At 48.1% G+C, this 15,293-nt stretch carries 17 protein-coding genes; 5 read left to right on the forward strand and 12 right to left on the reverse strand.

What is annotated here, in order from left to right; genetic code table 11:
* Positions 1–18 precede the first annotated feature (18 nt).
* The 8 genes from ON05_RS23390 to ON05_RS23425 form a co-directional block, all read right to left on the reverse strand.
* Positions 19–1,530: a flotillin family protein gene (locus ON05_RS23390; RefSeq protein WP_010477169.1), complete on the reverse strand. Its 1,512-nt coding sequence runs from the start codon at positions 1,528–1,530 to the stop codon at positions 19–21.
* A gap of 2 nt (positions 1,531–1,532) precedes the next feature.
* The gene (locus ON05_RS23395) at positions 1,533–2,885 is read right to left on the reverse strand and encodes a flotillin family protein (protein WP_010477167.1); all 1,353 of its coding nucleotides are present in this window, start codon (positions 2,883–2,885) and stop codon (positions 1,533–1,535) included.
* Between the two features lie 101 nt (positions 2,886–2,986).
* The gene (locus tag ON05_RS23400; RefSeq protein WP_010477165.1) at positions 2,987–3,628 is read right to left on the reverse strand and encodes a DUF1449 family protein; all 642 of its coding nucleotides are present in this window, start codon (positions 3,626–3,628) and stop codon (positions 2,987–2,989) included.
* Positions 3,629–3,727: 99 nt separating this feature from the next.
* Positions 3,728–5,002 carry an amino acid permease gene (locus ON05_RS23405; RefSeq protein WP_010477163.1) on the reverse strand — a complete coding sequence of 425 codons (1,275 nt, stop codon included), beginning with the start codon at positions 5,000–5,002 and terminating at the stop codon, positions 3,728–3,730.
* 60 nt (positions 5,003–5,062) lie between these two features.
* On the reverse strand, positions 5,063–5,356 hold the full coding sequence (gene yidD / locus ON05_RS23410) for a membrane protein insertion efficiency factor YidD (RefSeq protein ID WP_010477161.1): 294 nt from the start codon (positions 5,354–5,356) through the stop codon (positions 5,063–5,065).
* A 100-nt stretch (positions 5,357–5,456) separates the two neighbouring features.
* Entirely contained in the window at positions 5,457–6,059 is a 603-nt protein-coding gene (locus tag ON05_RS23415) for a hypothetical protein (RefSeq protein ID WP_010477159.1), read from the reverse strand.
* Positions 6,060–6,225: 166 nt separating this feature from the next.
* Positions 6,226–7,566 carry an OB-fold nucleic acid binding domain-containing protein gene (locus ON05_RS23420; RefSeq protein WP_010477157.1) on the reverse strand — a complete coding sequence of 447 codons (1,341 nt, stop codon included), beginning with the start codon at positions 7,564–7,566 and terminating at the stop codon, positions 6,226–6,228.
* Positions 7,567–7,705: 139 nt separating this feature from the next.
* The gene (locus tag ON05_RS23425) at positions 7,706–8,812 is read right to left on the reverse strand and encodes a saccharopine dehydrogenase family protein (RefSeq protein WP_010477156.1); all 1,107 of its coding nucleotides are present in this window, start codon (positions 8,810–8,812) and stop codon (positions 7,706–7,708) included.
* Positions 8,813–9,573: 761 nt separating this feature from the next.
* Here ON05_RS23425 and ON05_RS23430 point away from each other — a divergent pair.
* From ON05_RS23430 to ON05_RS23440, 3 genes are read left to right on the forward strand one after another with little or no spacing between them, the layout of a single operon-like run.
* Positions 9,574–9,741: a GNAT family N-acetyltransferase gene (locus ON05_RS23430; protein ID WP_175307261.1), complete on the forward strand. Its 168-nt coding sequence runs from the start codon at positions 9,574–9,576 to the stop codon at positions 9,739–9,741.
* A 38-nt stretch (positions 9,742–9,779) separates the two neighbouring features.
* Positions 9,780–10,010, forward strand: coding sequence for a hypothetical protein (locus ON05_RS23435; RefSeq protein ID WP_010477150.1), 231 nt, complete (start codon positions 9,780–9,782; stop codon positions 10,008–10,010).
* Positions 10,011–10,019: 9 nt separating this feature from the next.
* Positions 10,020–10,412 carry a RidA family protein gene (locus ON05_RS23440; RefSeq protein WP_010477148.1) on the forward strand — a complete coding sequence of 131 codons (393 nt, stop codon included), beginning with the start codon at positions 10,020–10,022 and terminating at the stop codon, positions 10,410–10,412.
* Between the two features lie 45 nt (positions 10,413–10,457).
* Here the strand turns inward: ON05_RS23440 and ON05_RS23445 are convergent, their stop codons facing one another.
* Positions 10,458–10,742, reverse strand: coding sequence for a DUF427 domain-containing protein (locus ON05_RS23445; protein WP_010477146.1), 285 nt, complete (start codon positions 10,740–10,742; stop codon positions 10,458–10,460).
* Positions 10,743–10,884: 142 nt separating this feature from the next.
* Between ON05_RS23445 and ON05_RS23450 the strand changes: the two genes are divergently transcribed.
* Positions 10,885–11,277 (forward strand): hypothetical protein, encoded by a 393-nt coding sequence (locus ON05_RS23450; protein WP_262562319.1) that lies wholly within the window; start codon positions 10,885–10,887, stop codon positions 11,275–11,277.
* Positions 11,278–11,632: 355 nt separating this feature from the next.
* Complete coding sequence (locus ON05_RS23455; RefSeq protein WP_139025991.1) at positions 11,633–12,070, forward strand: hypothetical protein; 438 nt, start codon at positions 11,633–11,635, stop codon at positions 12,068–12,070.
* A gap of 152 nt (positions 12,071–12,222) precedes the next feature.
* Here the strand turns inward: ON05_RS23455 and ON05_RS23460 are convergent, their stop codons facing one another.
* Genes ON05_RS23460 through ON05_RS23470 form a run of 3 tightly spaced genes read right to left on the reverse strand, consistent with a single transcriptional unit; the run spans position 12,223 to position 15,293 of the window.
* A complete protein-coding gene (locus ON05_RS23460; protein ID WP_139025989.1) occupies positions 12,223–13,173 on the reverse strand; it encodes a cation diffusion facilitator family transporter in 951 nt (316 codons plus the stop codon).
* 18 nt (positions 13,174–13,191) lie between these two features.
* Complete coding sequence (locus tag ON05_RS23465) at positions 13,192–14,472, reverse strand: DNA methyltransferase (RefSeq protein WP_010477138.1); 1,281 nt, start codon at positions 14,470–14,472, stop codon at positions 13,192–13,194.
* Entirely contained in the window at positions 14,472–15,293 is an 822-nt protein-coding gene (locus ON05_RS23470; RefSeq protein ID WP_010477137.1) for an SDR family oxidoreductase, read from the reverse strand. The genes ON05_RS23465 and ON05_RS23470 overlap by 1 nt, the downstream gene beginning before the upstream one ends.

Below are 15,293 nucleotides of genomic sequence, written 5' to 3' on the forward strand. Positions count from 1 at the left end.
TGGTGAGAACAGGAGAAATTAATCATCCTCCTGAATCCAGGCCTCAACAATCCGTGAGGGAATGCGAATCACAGGATGCTCAAAGAGAGCTTCAATGGCAGCATCCCCCCCGGCCTGCAGGGCGCGTTGAAGACGCTTTTGCAGGGAAGTATCCATTTTGACTGCTGCCTCTACAGAACGTTCGGCCTGAATCCCACCCAACTTCGATTGGGCCACGATTCCTAGAACATTCTGGACATCGGCACGCAAAGCGATAAAGTCGTTTTCTGACATCTGCGGCTCAATGGGCTTTGGAGCAGGGTCTGATTTGACGATGTTCTGGACTGCCCCCGCAATATCCATACCCGTGGTATGGCGAATCTGCTCTAGAAATGCAGCGGCTTTCGTCGCGCCTCCGCCATTCGTTGTATCCACAACTGTGACATTTTGAACCGTCACATCCGGCACTGTAGCAGTTAGGGTCGAGAGCAGTACTTCCAGTTTCTGCAATAGGAAAATATCGCGAGCGCTACTACCTGCTTTCTGCCAGGATTCTGCGAGTCGCAACGTGCCTTCTGCCTGGGCTTTGCCATCCTCAATAATCTGGGCTGCATCTCCTTGGGCGCGGGCAATGGCCCGTTTGCATTTCGCTTCGGCAGGGGCCACCACATCGGCCTGGAGCTGTTGTTCCACCTGTTTGATCCGCTCCTGTTGCACCGGAATCTCCGCTTGAATTCGAGCTAACTCTGAGGCAATCTCGGCTTCGGATTCTGCAACAACCGCGCCGCGCTTGGTTTTAGCATCCTGAATTCGACGTTCCGCTTCAGCAGTAGCAATGCCGATGTCGCGGTCTAATCGCTTGAGAGACGTGATCCGTTCATTTTCGGCGGCTTTAATGGTGGATTCGGCCTGGGCTTCCGCTTCCGAAATCCGAGCATCTCGCTGCAGATCCGCTTGCTGTTTGCGACCAATGGAATCTAGGTAGCGCACATCATCAGAAATATTTTGAATCTGTAGGGTATCTAGGACTAACCCCAGCTGTTCTAAATCATCTTCAGCTTCTTCCAGTAGGCTTTTGGCAAAGGCAATTTTGTCTTCATTCACCTGCTCAGGGGTTAGGCTAGCCAAAACGCCCCGTAGATTGCCTTCAAGGGTTTCCTTGGCAATTTGCTCAATTTCTTTGCGGCTTTTCCCCAACAGTCGTTCAATGGCATTGTGAATGGTAGGTTCTTCCCCAGCAATTTTGATGTTAGCAACCCCTTCCACCTGCAGCGGAATGCCCCCTTTGGAATAGGCATTAGAAACCCGCAAGTCAATAATCATATTGGTGAGGTCCATGCGTAAGGCCCTTTCCAGCAAGGGCTTACGCACACTGCGACCACCTTTGACGAGGCGATACCCGACCCGCTTTCCATCGGCGGATCGCTGAGTACTCCCCGCAAAGATAAGGACTTCACTGGGCTGGCAAATATACAGGAGATTGCGGATAACTAAAGCAACGGCCCCCGTTCCTAACCCCATCACGCCCAACAGGGCAATCACTAATTCCATGTCTACTCTCCTTTATCCTCATGCTGGGCTTTCAGGGTGCCAGTGACGTCAATGCCGAGGGTTTGATCGACCCGCTCGAGGAATTGTCGCACCATTTCTGGGTAAGCATTTACCAAGCTGGCAATGGACTGTCCATCCCCGTTATCAATGACATTGATCCGTTCTAATTTGACCCGATTGGGAATCTCTGCTGCCTGTTGCAGCACCATCTCAATTTGCTGAATTAAGAAGACTTCTGAAGCATCCGTCCCGGTTTCTTCCCAGACCTTGGACAACATATCGTTGACTTGGGCTGCGGCTTTGGCGTTTTCTCCTAAGCTGGCTGCTTCTCCTCGAGCCTGCAATGCCTTGGCCTGCCGCTGGGCTTCTGCGGGAAGCACCTCATCTGCTTCTAGGCGCAACCGCTCTAAATCGGCCCGCATGGCTTGGAGTTGCTGTTCGGCCCGGGCGCGGGCTTCTTTCCCTGCAGCAATGGTTCGTTCTTCTTCAGATTTGGCTCGCTGTTCTAGCTCCGCTTTAATTTTGCGTAGCTCGTTTTGCTTTTCCTGAACAATGGCTAGGGCCTGGGTTTGAGCGACTTCTGACTGCTGCTGACAGTCAGCTTCAATCCGCTCAGCTTCTCCCATGGCGTTGGACTCGGCAATCTCGGCGTCCCGGACAATCTGGGCAATTTGTCTCCGACCGATGGAGCTAAGATAATCAACCTCATCGGCGACGCTCTGGATTTTGAGGGTATCCAGCTGTAACCCCAGCTTTGCCAGTTCTCGCGAGACGTCCTGGGCAATGCGCTCGGCAAATTCCAGTCGGTCTTCGTTGATTTGTTCGGGGGTCAGCAAAGCCACCACACCTCGCAAATTTCCCTCTAAGGTTTCTCGGGCCACCCGAAGTATTTCTTTGCGATCGCGATCGAGGAATCGCTCAATGGCATTCCCAACCACCGCCGGATCACTGGAGATTTTGACGTTGGCAATGGCTTGGATATCGAGGGGTGTCCCTCCCCGAGAATAGGCATTTTTGACTTCAACGGGGACGGGCATGGTGGTCATGTCCATGATTTTGACAGATTCCAAGATGGGAATCGAAATCACTCGGCCCCCAAAAATAACCCGATAGCCAACGGTTTGACCGTCTTTAGTGCGATGTTTGCGCCCCGATAAAATCAAGATTTCATTGGGATTGCAAATTCGCAAAAAATTCTTGAGAAACCAAACGACCAGAATGACACCAAAAATGGACACCGCAATCGGCACTGCCGCAGGTATACCAGCTTCCTCCTGATTCACTCTAGTTGAAGATTCAACTTGGGCAATCAATTGGGATTGCTCCCAAATGGGCTGATCAACAGACTCACTCATAGATTGAAATTTCCTGCTACTTACCATGTCAAAAAACACAACAATGTAACGACAACACAAAACAGAAATTCGCTACTAGGTGTTGCAAAAAACGCTAAAACTCAGGGTTGACCGCTGCTCAACGCATCTGGCGGCTGATTAAACGAATCACTAGAGACGACCCAAACTCTGTTCTCTTGGGTACCCACGACGACCACTTGCTCACCGGGCCGAAAAGAACCATTGCCATCGGTAAAGGCTACAACTTCCAGGATGCTACCCTTTACTTTTAAGCGGACTTTGCCTCGGGATTGGGCATCAAAGGGGATTTCAACCGTGCCTGCTAACCCCACCAAATCATCATGGCTAATTAGGCTATCCGTTTGCTGATGCTGGAGGTATAGGAGTAACCCAGACATGGCCGTTCCACAGAACAGGCCCATTGCCATGGCGATCAACGTAATCGCTAGGGTCGGCAACCCTATTTGTAATGTACTCAGCAGGACGCCGGTTAGACCAAAAAAACAACTGCCAAAGGTCCAGAATTTGAGGCTTTTAATCAGACCTAGTAAGGGGAACTTTCGGTGTTTCTTAGAGATGGAGTCGAAGGTGGAGGAGGAACGAGATCTTTGATCAAAGATTTCTACATCTGAGTCTAGTCCTAACTCATCTAGTTCAAACTCAACTCCATCAATCCCACCAATAACAGCTAGAAAAACAAAAACACCACCGATCAGAAAACAAGACCAATACAGGGTCAGCATTACTGAGTACACCTAGTAGGCTATTTCAATCTTAGCCACTAGATTTCCCAATTGTCGGAAATACCAAACATTCTTAAAGGAGTAGGAAAAAAGATAACTTTAAGCCGTCACCATCGTTGAAATTTGGATGGCAATCACGGCCACGGCCAGAACCACCATAATAATCAGCGTCCCCCGGCCTCCTGGTACTAACATTTGGGGTGAAGTCTGCAGAGGAGAACGATACCGTAACGTCCAGGCCATGATCGCCGGTAAGATTCCCCCTAGAACCGAAATACTAAAGGCTCCCGCATAATCAAGGGCCGTAAAGAAGATATTGGGATTTAAGGTGGACAGGCCCAAGGCGGGGAGAAAAACAATCGAATAAAAGGGGAGGCGATTGTCGGATGTTATTTCCCGGACTTGAAACGCGTCTTTGAGGAAATCTAGTAGCCCGTAGGTGAAGCCGATGAACGAGGTTGCGATCGCAAATTCCGAAAACACCGATACCACGATACTCAACCCCGGTAAGTCAGCATTGTTGCGCAGTATTTCTAAGGGGTCAAACACTTCACTGCTAGCGCCTAAGCTAGCTAGGCCCCCTATGCTTCCCAAAATGACTGCATTCCAAATGAGAAACATCAGCAAGGGAATCACAGAACCCACCACAATCGACTGGCGGATTTTGCCTAAGTCTCCCTCCAGTTGGGTTGCTACCACCGGCACTACATTGTGATAGAACAACGCCACTAACATGACCGAGATGGCAGGACTAATGGCGGGCCAGTTTTGATGGACTAATTCTCCCGGATCAACCTGAGTACCGCTCAGCACCAATAAAGCCACAAACGTGATAATTACGATTCCGACAAAGGTGCTGTTAAACTTGGCGACCAGATGATCACTTCCCCAATACAGAAGTCCCCCAAAGATCAAGGCAAATACCGAGGGTCCTATCCAACTAGGAACCGCTCCACCCACAAGATGAGCCAACCCACCGGAAAGAATATCTCCCCCTTGAGATAGGTAGGCAACGAGTAACGCATAGTGCAGGAACAAATAGGCGCCCCCCGCTACATTAGCGATAGGTTTACCCAGGGTACGTTCGACCATCCCCAGCAATCCCATATTGGCCTGCCCCGATCGGCGCATACAAAAGACATTGACTTCAGCCAGCAACAGGGCCGCCACCAGGGCATACACCCAGACCACCATCAGCATCACCGTTGAGGGCAGAAATCCAGCGGGGTGAGTCATGGCCGGTAGGGCTAAAATACCTGCCCCAACCGTGGTTCCAGCCACTAAGGCGATGGCAGACCATCGTTGGTCTGGTCCCTGCTTTAAGGGCTGTTTAAAGTCCTCAAGTTGAATTAACGGTCGATCTTCTGTTAGCAAATCTTTTCTCAAGTAGTAGAGACTACATTAACTGTAATCTTACTTCATGAAACTCAAGCTTTACTCAGAACCGTGAGGGCTATTGCCCTGATCTGCCTCAGAATCAATCGTTTCAGAATGAGCTGAATCCGATAATGTAGCAACTGTTGGCACAGGATCGTAGCCACCAGGGTGAAAGGGATTACAGCGACAAATCCGTTTAGCGGCTAACCAACTGCCTTTGAACGTTCCCCAAGTAGAGATGGCTTTGATGGCATAAGCAGAACAAGTAGGATGAAAGCGGCAGGAAGGAGGGAAAAGAGGGGAGATCAGTCGTCGATACACCTGAATCATCCCAATCAATAGCTGTTTCATAAAACTAGCTCAAACCAAAACAGGGATAGCCTATTAGTCTATCCCTGTTCAATCATATAAGTTTAGGTTTGGAGGTTGACTCTATCCGTTCAAACCATAACTACCACAAGGCAGGAATAGGCTCAGAGGGAATGGGGTCAGGCTCAGCACCACCAAAAGGAACAATTGGCTCTTGGACGGGCGGGGCAACCACAGGAGCTGCAGCTCTGGGTAGACAAACCTTCGTAGCCCAAGTGTCTGCGAATTTGGTCACCATCATTTCTTTGCCAGGTTCTAGGCCTAAGCGAGAAATCGTGCTTTGGGACACTCGTGTGTCGATAGGTGCGTCAGCGCCTTCCGGTAAAAGGGTAACGGTTTCGCTTTCTAAATCGACATCCGTAACTGTACCGCGAATGACTTCGTCTACAACAGGGGGCTGGACATTAGACACCATAGTGCCTTCTTTATCAAGATCAAACCCAATCAGATCGCCTTGCTTTAAGGCTGGAGAAGTACCTTCAGGAACTGAGTAGGTTTTTTGGGTACCGTCTAATAGGCGAACCTCTAGATTCTGGCCATCATAAGAGCGGACAAGCCCATAGTTTCCGGGTAGAGATTGTGGATCAATACTAGTTTCTTGGGCAAGGCTGACATTCACCGACCCGAAAGAGGCAATAGTGGTTACTAGTAGGGATACACCTGCTCCAGTCAATAGGTTTTTCATTGGCGTTCTCTTGCAGATTTGGTTTGTATGCTAGATACCCCCAGCCTATAAAGCCAATTATGGCGCAGAAATTTGCATATGCCTAGGTCTAGCGGTGAAATATTCATGTCCACCAGATATATTATGCATATTTTTGCGAAATTAAAATTATCCACAAATATTTTTTTCAGGTTTTTAAGTCAACCAATACCGAAGAGGATGCTCGAAAGCCAGCGCTGGCAAGAGCTTGAACCGCCATATGCTCATTTTGGACTCGAAATTGGGACCCCAGACGAACCAATTGACTTTTTTCATCTCCCTTAATTTTGGCAATGACGGATACTTTGGCGGCGTTTTCCTCTCCAGCCTGCTGTCGCAAAATTTCCTTGAGCCGTTGCTGTTGCTGGATATTACCGGCATCTTGGGCCGGAATTTCCACCATAACAAGCTTCACCTCTTCGATCGGCTCGGCATCTTCAACGATGATCTGAATGCGATCGTCTCGCCGATCCACTTTTCCCCAGATCATCAGGCGAAGGTCTGTCTCAATATATTCGCCAATCCGCTCAAAGCTTCGAGGAAAGACGACGCCTTCTGCCTTCCCCGACAAGTCTTCCATCTGCACGATCGCCATCCGATCGCCTTTCTTGGTAATAATCGGTTTGACTTCCGTCAGTAACACAATGGCGCTGACGGTCGTTTTTTCTGGCTGCTCTTCTAAATTCGCCAAACTGATGGGAGCCATGAGCCGAGCAGGCCGCTCAATTTCTCGCAAGGGATGATTAGAAATATAGAAGCCGAGGATTTCTTTTTCCAGCTTCAGCTTTTCGGATTCTTGAAAATCTTCAACGGGTTCAGCCTTGGGGGCTGTCTCTAAAGAGGTAGGTGCATCGCCTTCGCCGCCCATGATGTCAAAGAGATTGCCCTGGCCGATAGCTCGATCCTTCGCCCGCGACTGAGCCCATTCCAGAATGAGTTCTAAATCATGGACTAACTGATTGCGATTAGTGTCAAAGGCATCCAGAGCACCGCTATAGATTAGCGCTTCTAAGGCCCGCCGATTAACCACTCGTGGATCAACGCGATCGCAAAGCTCTGCTAAGGACTCAAATCCCCCATCCTCATCCCGAGCCGCCAAAATAGCTTCAATGGCCCCTTGACCCAAATTACGGACCGCAGACAGGCCAAATAGAATATTTTTATCTAAGGGAGTAAAGTCCACGCCAGAACGGTTAATATCAGGCGGTTCCACTTCAATCCCCATGCTGAGGGCCGTGGCGATGTATTTCTGCACCTTATCTTGGTCACCACTATTGGCGGTGAGCAAGGCCGCCATATATTCAACAGGGTAGTTGGCTTTTAAATAGGCCGTTTGATAGGTGACATATCCATAGGCGGTGGAGTGAGATTTATTAAAGCAGTTGGCCGCGACCCAGCCATTGGCAATCACAAAATTATGATCCTGGGCAAGACCGATATCATAAACAGACTGGAGGCCAAGGGAGCGACGTTGAGTAATCTTCACCACAGAACTTTGATCCTAGATTGACGCAATGGGAAGGATTCGGGCAGGTCAGTTTCTCACCATCTTAATCCTAAAATTTCGCCTCGTTGGTTGAGACTAAGGCCGATCAGGCAATTTGTAATCTCCCGTTAAGGTTTGCAGTTCACGAAATAGGAGATATCACTTGCTCAATCTGGACCTGGCGTTGGGCCATGGTTTGCTGAAATAAAGACGTCGGCACAGCAGCTTCCACGGGCCACACCCCAGGTTTCTCTAACGCCTGGGTCAGAATCAGTTGGGCAATGCTACCTGTACCGTATCCAGCTGCGATCGCAGTATCAGGCAACACCAATGTAGATATAGCCTGCGTTGGCTTCCCCAGCCGGATACCCGTTACGGCAGAGCGCATGGCGACACCCACACCACTAAAGCGATCCGTAAATTGTGTTGTCACAAAGCCGCCCCAGGATAGAAATTCAATCATGCGTCGGTTTTGTAGCCAAGCTTTAGGCATCCAATGGGCTAAAGCCCAGGTAATCCCGTTATAAATCTCAGGAACTGATCCAAATTTAGTGATGACAGACTGTACGGGAAACGTCTGCGGTAAGGTGAGTCGCTCCGGCACATCAAACCAAAAGACATTGACCCGACCGTAGGGCGAGGGAAACGTAATCGTTTCCCGACCACTATAGGGCTGGATGGGCTGCCATTTCCCCTGGAGCCACCCAGGAAACGACTCAATTAATCCCAGAAAAGTAGTGCGCATAATCGTCACTCCAGCACCTCCCGTACCAGCGACGACATAGCTAAGGTGAATGGTATCGGCTTGATCCAACGCTTCCACATCTTGGCGGACCATGCTGTTGGAAATCCCTGGGAAAACCCCTGTGTTAATGATCGCGGTAACCCCTGCAGCCTGGGCTTGCCCCTGATACTGAAGTGCTTTTTCTGTAAAAGAAGGATGATCGCTGACATCCAGATAATTAACTTGGTGTTGAATACAGGTTTTCAAGACTCGGGCATCGCGATCATGGAATGGACCGGCACAGTGAATGACGAGATCATGGGATGCGATCGCATCCTCCAATGTCACCCAGTCATCCAAATCTAACTGCACAGCGTGAATATTTGAGCCAAGGCCAGTAGCCTCTTGAGTGCTTTGTATATCCCGGCTGGTAACCGTAACATCAACACCTGGTTGCTTTACAAGATCAGATGCGACACTTTGCCCTATGCGCCCCCCTCCGCCAATAACTAAAACCCTACTCATAGAGCTGAAACCTCTCAAACCTTGCACCTTAAGTATTTAGCTTGACTCGAAGAAATGGGGGTTCCCAAAGTGAACATCAATCAGGTTGAACCTTCACGCGATTGATGGAGGAGAAATTAACTCAGCAAATAGCAGCAGGACCCCAAACTATTTTTTTGTTGTGGAACATGTTTAAATTATGTAAGAAAAAGTTGGCGTGAGATAAATTGGGAATTTTCTCCGCTTATCCTGCATAAATTAAGATAAAAAGCTTTTTGATTGCAAAAGCAGTAAAAAATATTGAATACTTAGCTCTAGCTTCGTTTTGCCGTCTAACCCATCAAGGACGACCTCAGGTAATTCTCAAATGATACTGACTCATTCACTCCAGACTCTTCTATCCGGGGGTGTGGTTACCCTTTGGACACTGCCAGTTAAAGCTGTAACCCTCATACTTTGGTCCTTCTCCGGAATGTTGAGCATCGCTGATGGCGTTTCCCTCTTTGAGGTTATGATGGATACGCCTTCAAGAGTGAGAATTAAGCCCTTCTCTTACGGGGTGGGCGTTTAGCAGATGGACCAGATATTTCACCAGGTGGATTTGCCCTCATTTTGACCTTAGTTTGATAGCAACAATACTGTTATTGCTGACAACATAGCAGTCGATAATTTATTAAGGACGCGAAGTCTAATACAGACTCCATCGTTTACGACATTTCTTGACCTTTACGATCTACTGAGTCTATTTCAATGCGTAAGTCCTGAGTTGATTAAAGGTGCAAGTGTTTGATTCCGCGACAAATGATGACAACATTTTCTTCTTCAAAGGCTTTGGTTTTGAGATGGTCGGCGTGCAAAAAGAGGTTGGACATGTTGCTGATCGTTGGCAAGATGTTACCATCATGCAGCTCATTCTGCCCCAAGTTCCACCCTATTCAACCGGAGAATAAGCGTTAGGGTATTAAGAAGCAAAACTTTTACATCAGGCATGCAACCCATCACAACTGTTGAAGCGGTTTTACAGAAGATAGACACGTTTTCTGGCGAAGCTGCTGAATTTCAATTACCCATCTCAGAATCGCTCATGGATAAGATTGGCATCAACATGGCAATTATCACGGACCGAATCTTGGCGAAGGGATGGACACCTAACGGTTTTCAACAAGAAGAGGGGTATCGCGTTTATTCATATCGCGATTTAAATGGATTCGGATGTTGATAGATAGTAATGAATGACGCAGAAGAAGCAGCGGGACTCCCGAAAACATCAAACTATCGTTATGCCAAACAAGTGGGCAACCAGCTATTTGTGGCTGGACAAGTTCCGCACAATTCCAGTGCCCAACTGGTGGGTCAATCTGATCCATCCCTTCAAGCAGCTCAATGCTTAGCTAATCTTCGGCAGCTTCTGATCGTGCATAGATTTAGCGAAGTCGATATTCAGCAGCTCACCATTTATGTGGTCGGCGAAGCTGCCAATCTTACGAGTGCCTGGAGTGCTGTCGAACAGTGGTTTAACAGGAACGTACCTCCTGCAACATTGTTAGGTGTTGCTCAGTTAGGGTATGCCGATCAGTTAGTCGAAATCGATGCCACTATCATTCGAGAAGTGTCAGAGTAAACCAGCCAGGAAAGCTTACTTGGGATACAGCCCAATACAACCCAATTAGGCCGTCACCTGCACGCCTTTCCAAAAAGCAATGTACCCCTTAATATTCTTAGCGGCATCTTTAGGATCAGGATAATACCAAGCGGCATCTTTGTTGACCTGACCGTCCACTTCAAGACTGTAATAGCTAGCAACACCTTTCCAAGGGCAGGTCGTATGGGTGTCGCTGGCCTTGAAATAGTCAGATTTAATGGCATCGGGTGGGAAATATTGATTCCCTTCTACCACTTCGCATTGGTTGCTTTCAGCCACAACCACACCATTCCAAACTGCTTGTGCCATTCAGGCTCTCCCCGAATCAAACTACTCTTCCTTGTAACGTACCGTGTCAAATCTGACAAGTGAATGGGAAACCTGTTGTTAGGGCCAAATAGATATGATTTGGCTACTTGACAATCCTTTTATCCAATACAAACTAGGGAATATGGCTCCAACTAAACCTAAGCCCCCCGTTCAAGTAATTGATTCTTTTCTCACTCAGCAGGATATTTTGAGTGCCTTAGTAGTTTGGGTGATTCTCGAAGGATTTAGCTTTATTCTCTTGCCCAACTTCACACTGATCACTGGGGAAAATAAAACCCTGACTTGGGTTTTGATCAGTGCTCCTTTAGGAATTATTGGATCTATCATCATCGGTCTTTGTTCTAGCTGGTTGCAATACTGCCATGTGCGATTGCATAAAACCGATCCTAAAAAAAAGCTTATGGTTGCCTTCGCGAATATGGGGAGCTGGCTTGGTTTGGCCGGAATTGGATTTCCCCTAATAATGGTGAGTCTAGAATTCTGGTTGCTGATAATTCATGGTATTGATAGCTAAACCGTTAAAGCTAAAAATATTGTGATTGGCCTGTCGCTCCTTTAATAGACCTCTTGCAATACTCGTTTCATGAGGTGCTACTTATGAAAAAAATGCTGCGATCTGATTCAGATTTTAGCCCTCTACCATATCGATTAGCTGAATTATGCAAGAGGTCTGATACGTTGAGAATATATTGGTGGCTTACAGTATTCAGCCCAGTTAACTCGCAGTTCAGCTAGGCAAGTTCTTAAATAACTTTGGTGCTCGGGAGTAATCAAGTGACAGCTCATGCTCTCAAAGAGAATAGAAGAAGATAAGAAACACTGTTAATGATATAAAGCGAACTTCTAAAGTGATTTTTTTTACGTTCTTCATGAACCATCCAGATGAGATACAGGAACGTATTAACTGGAAAATAGCTTCTGCAGCTGTTGCTTATATGAGTGATGCAAAGTGGCGTAAACTGTTCAACGCTCTTGTCAGCTATTCCGGGAATATCCATGGATTATATCTAAAGTTCGTCAATGATGAGCGAATTCTGCTATTGGACAGCATTCCAGGGCCATATAAAGCAAATGAGCTCGGATTTAGAGATGAAATGCCATCTCCATACATTCCATTTAGAGAAATAGATTTTGTACTGATCCCAAACGCAGTTCAACATCCAAAAGCGGATTTGAATCGTCCCCTTCCTGATTTGAGTAACGATATAGCTTCAATAATTTTGTATTTAGAGAATATTGCTAAGTTTCCTATTCAAAATTGTGTAGACGGTAGCTTTAAGATTCTGGGTTATGAATGGAGTAACTAGTTTCAGTCGTTTGGACGAATCAGCAAGTCTAATCTTTGAGTTCATCTAGAAATTCAATGGATGGACAGCTGCCATACTTCTCCTTGTTAATGAGAGGGAATAATCTTAACTCATGTTCCTCCATACTTCACTTAAAGAGTCAAAAGTCCTTTCTATTGGCCATCTTTGAGCCAATAGGGATCTTCCGTGAATACGATATCGACTTCTGGAAATGGATGTAAATCTGCGATCGCATCCGCAAATTTCTGCCTCAACTGGTCTAGCTCTTGCACCCGATCAACCACAAACTCAGCAGGGACCAAGATCTGGATAAAGACATATAACACCCGTCCTTGCACCATCATCTGCAAATGAAAGCGATCGATGGGGTGTTTTTGAATACGGGCGACTTGGGAAATGGTCTTGCGAATCTCACGATCCAGCTCACTTTCTGGGGCAACGCCCAGTAGCTGATTGACGCCTTCAAATACGGTGCGTAGAGGCAACGGGATAATTACCAGCACCAGTATGGCAACCAGCAGCGGGTCAACGTAAGAAAGATAAATATTCCAGGAGGTGTCTTGCAGCAACAACGTCACCACAAAGGTCAACGCTACCGCGCTACTGATACAGCCATCTACTGTCCAGTCTCGGGCTTCCACCTCCAGCAACGGTAAGTTTAACCGTTGAGCATAGCGATGCATCAAAATGGCAAAGGTAAAACACCCGACCGTTGATAGGGTCGCGTAGGCCAAAGCCAGGCCCACGACGAGATCTCGGCCACCATGTAGCAAGTCTTCTATCGCGGATACAAAGGCGAATAAACTAACCGATAGAACGATGATGCCTTTAATCGTATTAATAAAAGGTTCAAAGCCGTAATAGCCAAACTGGTAACGCCGACTGGGACCTTCCTGGATTAGGGCTGCCACCTTGAGACTGACAAAGCTCATGGTCATGGTCATCAGGGAATAGAACCCATCCAGCAAGATCGCGCCAGAATGAGTATAGAGTCCAAACACCCCACCCAGAACGGCAAAGACGGCGGATCCCATAATCGAAAGGGTCAAGGCCCACTGTTCTTGCGACCCCTGATCGGACGGGGTTGATGTTGTTGCTAGCATTTCGCTGTCCATCTGTGCTTAGGGGGAGGACAGCCGCTCATACCCTGGCCATTCCAGCCAAACGACTTCTTCCCGTAATTGTTCGCCCGTGACACTGGATAAGCGAGTTCGAAACAGCTCTACGTCCCGGACTGTATAGCCAAGTTCTTCAGCAATGGCCGCCAACAGCTCTCCGGTACGAATTAAAACCTGGAGAAAAGAGGCTTGATCACCAACAACATAGGCTAGTTGGGCTCCCGGCTTGAGGATGGGGCGCAAATTCGCAAAATGGCGTTTCATGCCCCCAAAGTAGAGGGAGGTGACCCTATGATATAACTTCTCAAACCCAGAATCTTTGCCCAATTCTAGTCGGCGGCGTTCGATGGTGGCAGCGAGCTGGGTGACTTGCGGTGTATTTGCCACCCATAAATCATCCCGATCCGCTGCAAAGGCATTGCGGGTATTGGAGCGCAGCAGCGACTGTTTGTAGGCTTTTAAGTCAGATGGATCCTTGAGAAACCCCAGCAGTACGGACTCTAACCGCGTAGTGCGGGTATAGTCTTTTTCATTGGGATAAGGGGGAGAGGTAATCACCGCGTCAATGGATTCTGGCTGCAGAATTCGGGTTAAATCTCGAGCATCTTGGTGATAACAAATCGTTGGAGGGGAGCAATCAATGGTTGCTAAGTCCGCTGCCATCGCCAAAACCTGCTGATGCCAAGCCGTCAAGACAGGGGCATCTTGTTTTCGCTGGCGGCTAATACCCACTTCTGGGGCAAATCGGAGGTTGCTGGCGGTGTGGACGCTGGTATGGGCAAGGGCGAGCTGAAGAAGATGTCGTAGTGGCAGATTGGGTTCGGCATCGATAGCCTCTTGCAGGACCAGACATTTATGGAGGGGCAGATCGCCAATGGAGTTTTTAAGCAGGAGAGATCGCGCGTCTGGTGCCAGCTTTTTTAGGTGGGTTGTATTTTTAGGTGTAATGTCGGCAGCAATGCGATCGCAAATCCGTTCTGCTGCCCTTCGCACCTGATCCGGGTCAACAGTCCAGGTGGTTTTCGTCCGAGAAGCAAACCAGGACATGGGTGTCGCTTCGGTGCCAACGGCAGGAATACCCTGCTTCTTGGCTTCTACAATGGTCGTCCCGGTACCGCAAAAGGGATCTAGCAGCGTGCTTTTTTCAGTCAGACCAAACTTATTGATATAGGTGCGAACTAAATGGGGCGGAAAGGACAAGATAAAGCGATACCAATCATGGAAACTGCGATCGCACTCCTGCAAGCGGTTCAGGTTCAGGTCTTTGGGATTAGAAACGTCCATTAAGAGGATTGCGATCTCGTCTTCGTAACAATCCGATCAAAATACCAGTTCAGCCCTGGGGCTAAAACACTGTGCAGCTTGGCCAATAGCCCCATTTCCAAACCAGGAGCCACCACAAACTGTTGGTGTTTAATCCCTTTGACAATCTCTTGGGCCACAGCTTCCGGCTGCCACATCTCCGCCGAGGCGGTGATATTTTTGGTCTCTGGAGGTTTGGTTTTATTCTCTGCTTCCAGTTGGGGTGTATCGGTATCGGGGGGATAAACAATCGATAAACCAATCCCAGTCCCTTTCAGTTCTCCCCTTAAAGATTCGGCCAACCCCCGCAGGGCAAACTTGCTAGGGCTGTAGGGGGTATAGCCAAAGAGTCCCACCAATCCTGCCCCTGATGAAATCAACACAATATGCCCTTGCTGACGTTCCTCCATAAGGGGTAAAACCGCTTTGATCGCATACAAGGTGCCAAAGTAGTTGACCGCCATCGTTTGCTCAAAAACGTCTAGCGGTATTTCTTGAAAATAGCCAGGACGAGCCATGCCTGCAGCGGTAATTAAAACATCGGGTGGCCCCAGTTGAGTCGTTGCAGTTTGGATAGATTGGGTCAAGGCTTCTTGGTCAGCCACATCTGCTGTGAGCGCTATAACCTGCTGGTCTGACTGGACCTGAGCCGCTGTAATTTCTTGGACTGCGACGTCTAATTGACTCGGTGTACGAGCAATCAAAGAGAGATTGGCTCCCTGATTGGCAAGGAGGCAGGCAGTGGCTTTACCAATGCCACTCGATCCACCCGTAATCATGACATGGCGCTGATTAAAGTCCAT

Origin of the sequence: Acaryochloris sp. CCMEE 5410, from assembly GCF_000238775.2 — a bacterium.
GTDB lineage: Bacteria > Cyanobacteriota > Cyanobacteriia > Thermosynechococcales > Thermosynechococcaceae > Acaryochloris.

Coding starts and splice junctions, on each gene's coding strand:
- ON05_RS23390 (WP_010477169.1), bottom strand. CDS start 1,530: ATGGAATTAGTGATTGCCCTGTTGGGCGTGATGGGGTTAGGAACGGGG.
- ON05_RS23395 (WP_010477167.1), bottom strand. CDS start 2,885: ATGAGTGAGTCTGTTGATCAGCCCATTTGGGAGCAATCCCAATTGATT.
- ON05_RS23400 (WP_010477165.1), bottom strand. CDS start 3,628: ATGCTGACCCTGTATTGGTCTTGTTTTCTGATCGGTGGTGTTTTTGTT.
- yidD (WP_010477161.1), bottom strand. CDS start 5,356: ATGAAACAGCTATTGATTGGGATGATTCAGGTGTATCGACGACTGATC.
- ON05_RS23415 (WP_010477159.1), bottom strand. CDS start 6,059: ATGAAAAACCTATTGACTGGAGCAGGTGTATCCCTACTAGTAACCACT.
- ON05_RS23425 (WP_010477156.1), bottom strand. CDS start 8,812: ATGAGTAGGGTTTTAGTTATTGGCGGAGGGGGGCGCATAGGGCAAAGT.
- ON05_RS23435 (WP_010477150.1), top strand. CDS start 9,780: ATGCAACCCATCACAACTGTTGAAGCGGTTTTACAGAAGATAGACACG.
- ON05_RS23440 (WP_010477148.1), top strand. CDS start 10,020: ATGAATGACGCAGAAGAAGCAGCGGGACTCCCGAAAACATCAAACTAT.
- ON05_RS23445 (WP_010477146.1), bottom strand. CDS start 10,742: ATGGCACAAGCAGTTTGGAATGGTGTGGTTGTGGCTGAAAGCAACCAA.
- ON05_RS23450 (WP_262562319.1), top strand. CDS start 10,885: ATGGCTCCAACTAAACCTAAGCCCCCCGTTCAAGTAATTGATTCTTTT.
- ON05_RS23455 (WP_139025991.1), top strand. CDS start 11,633: ATGAACCATCCAGATGAGATACAGGAACGTATTAACTGGAAAATAGCT.
- ON05_RS23460 (WP_139025989.1), bottom strand. CDS start 13,173: ATGCTAGCAACAACATCAACCCCGTCCGATCAGGGGTCGCAAGAACAG.
- ON05_RS23465 (WP_010477138.1), bottom strand. CDS start 14,472: ATGGACGTTTCTAATCCCAAAGACCTGAACCTGAACCGCTTGCAGGAG.
- ON05_RS23470 (WP_010477137.1), bottom strand. CDS start 15,293: ATGGACTTTAATCAGCGCCATGTCATGATTACGGGTGGATCGAGTGGC.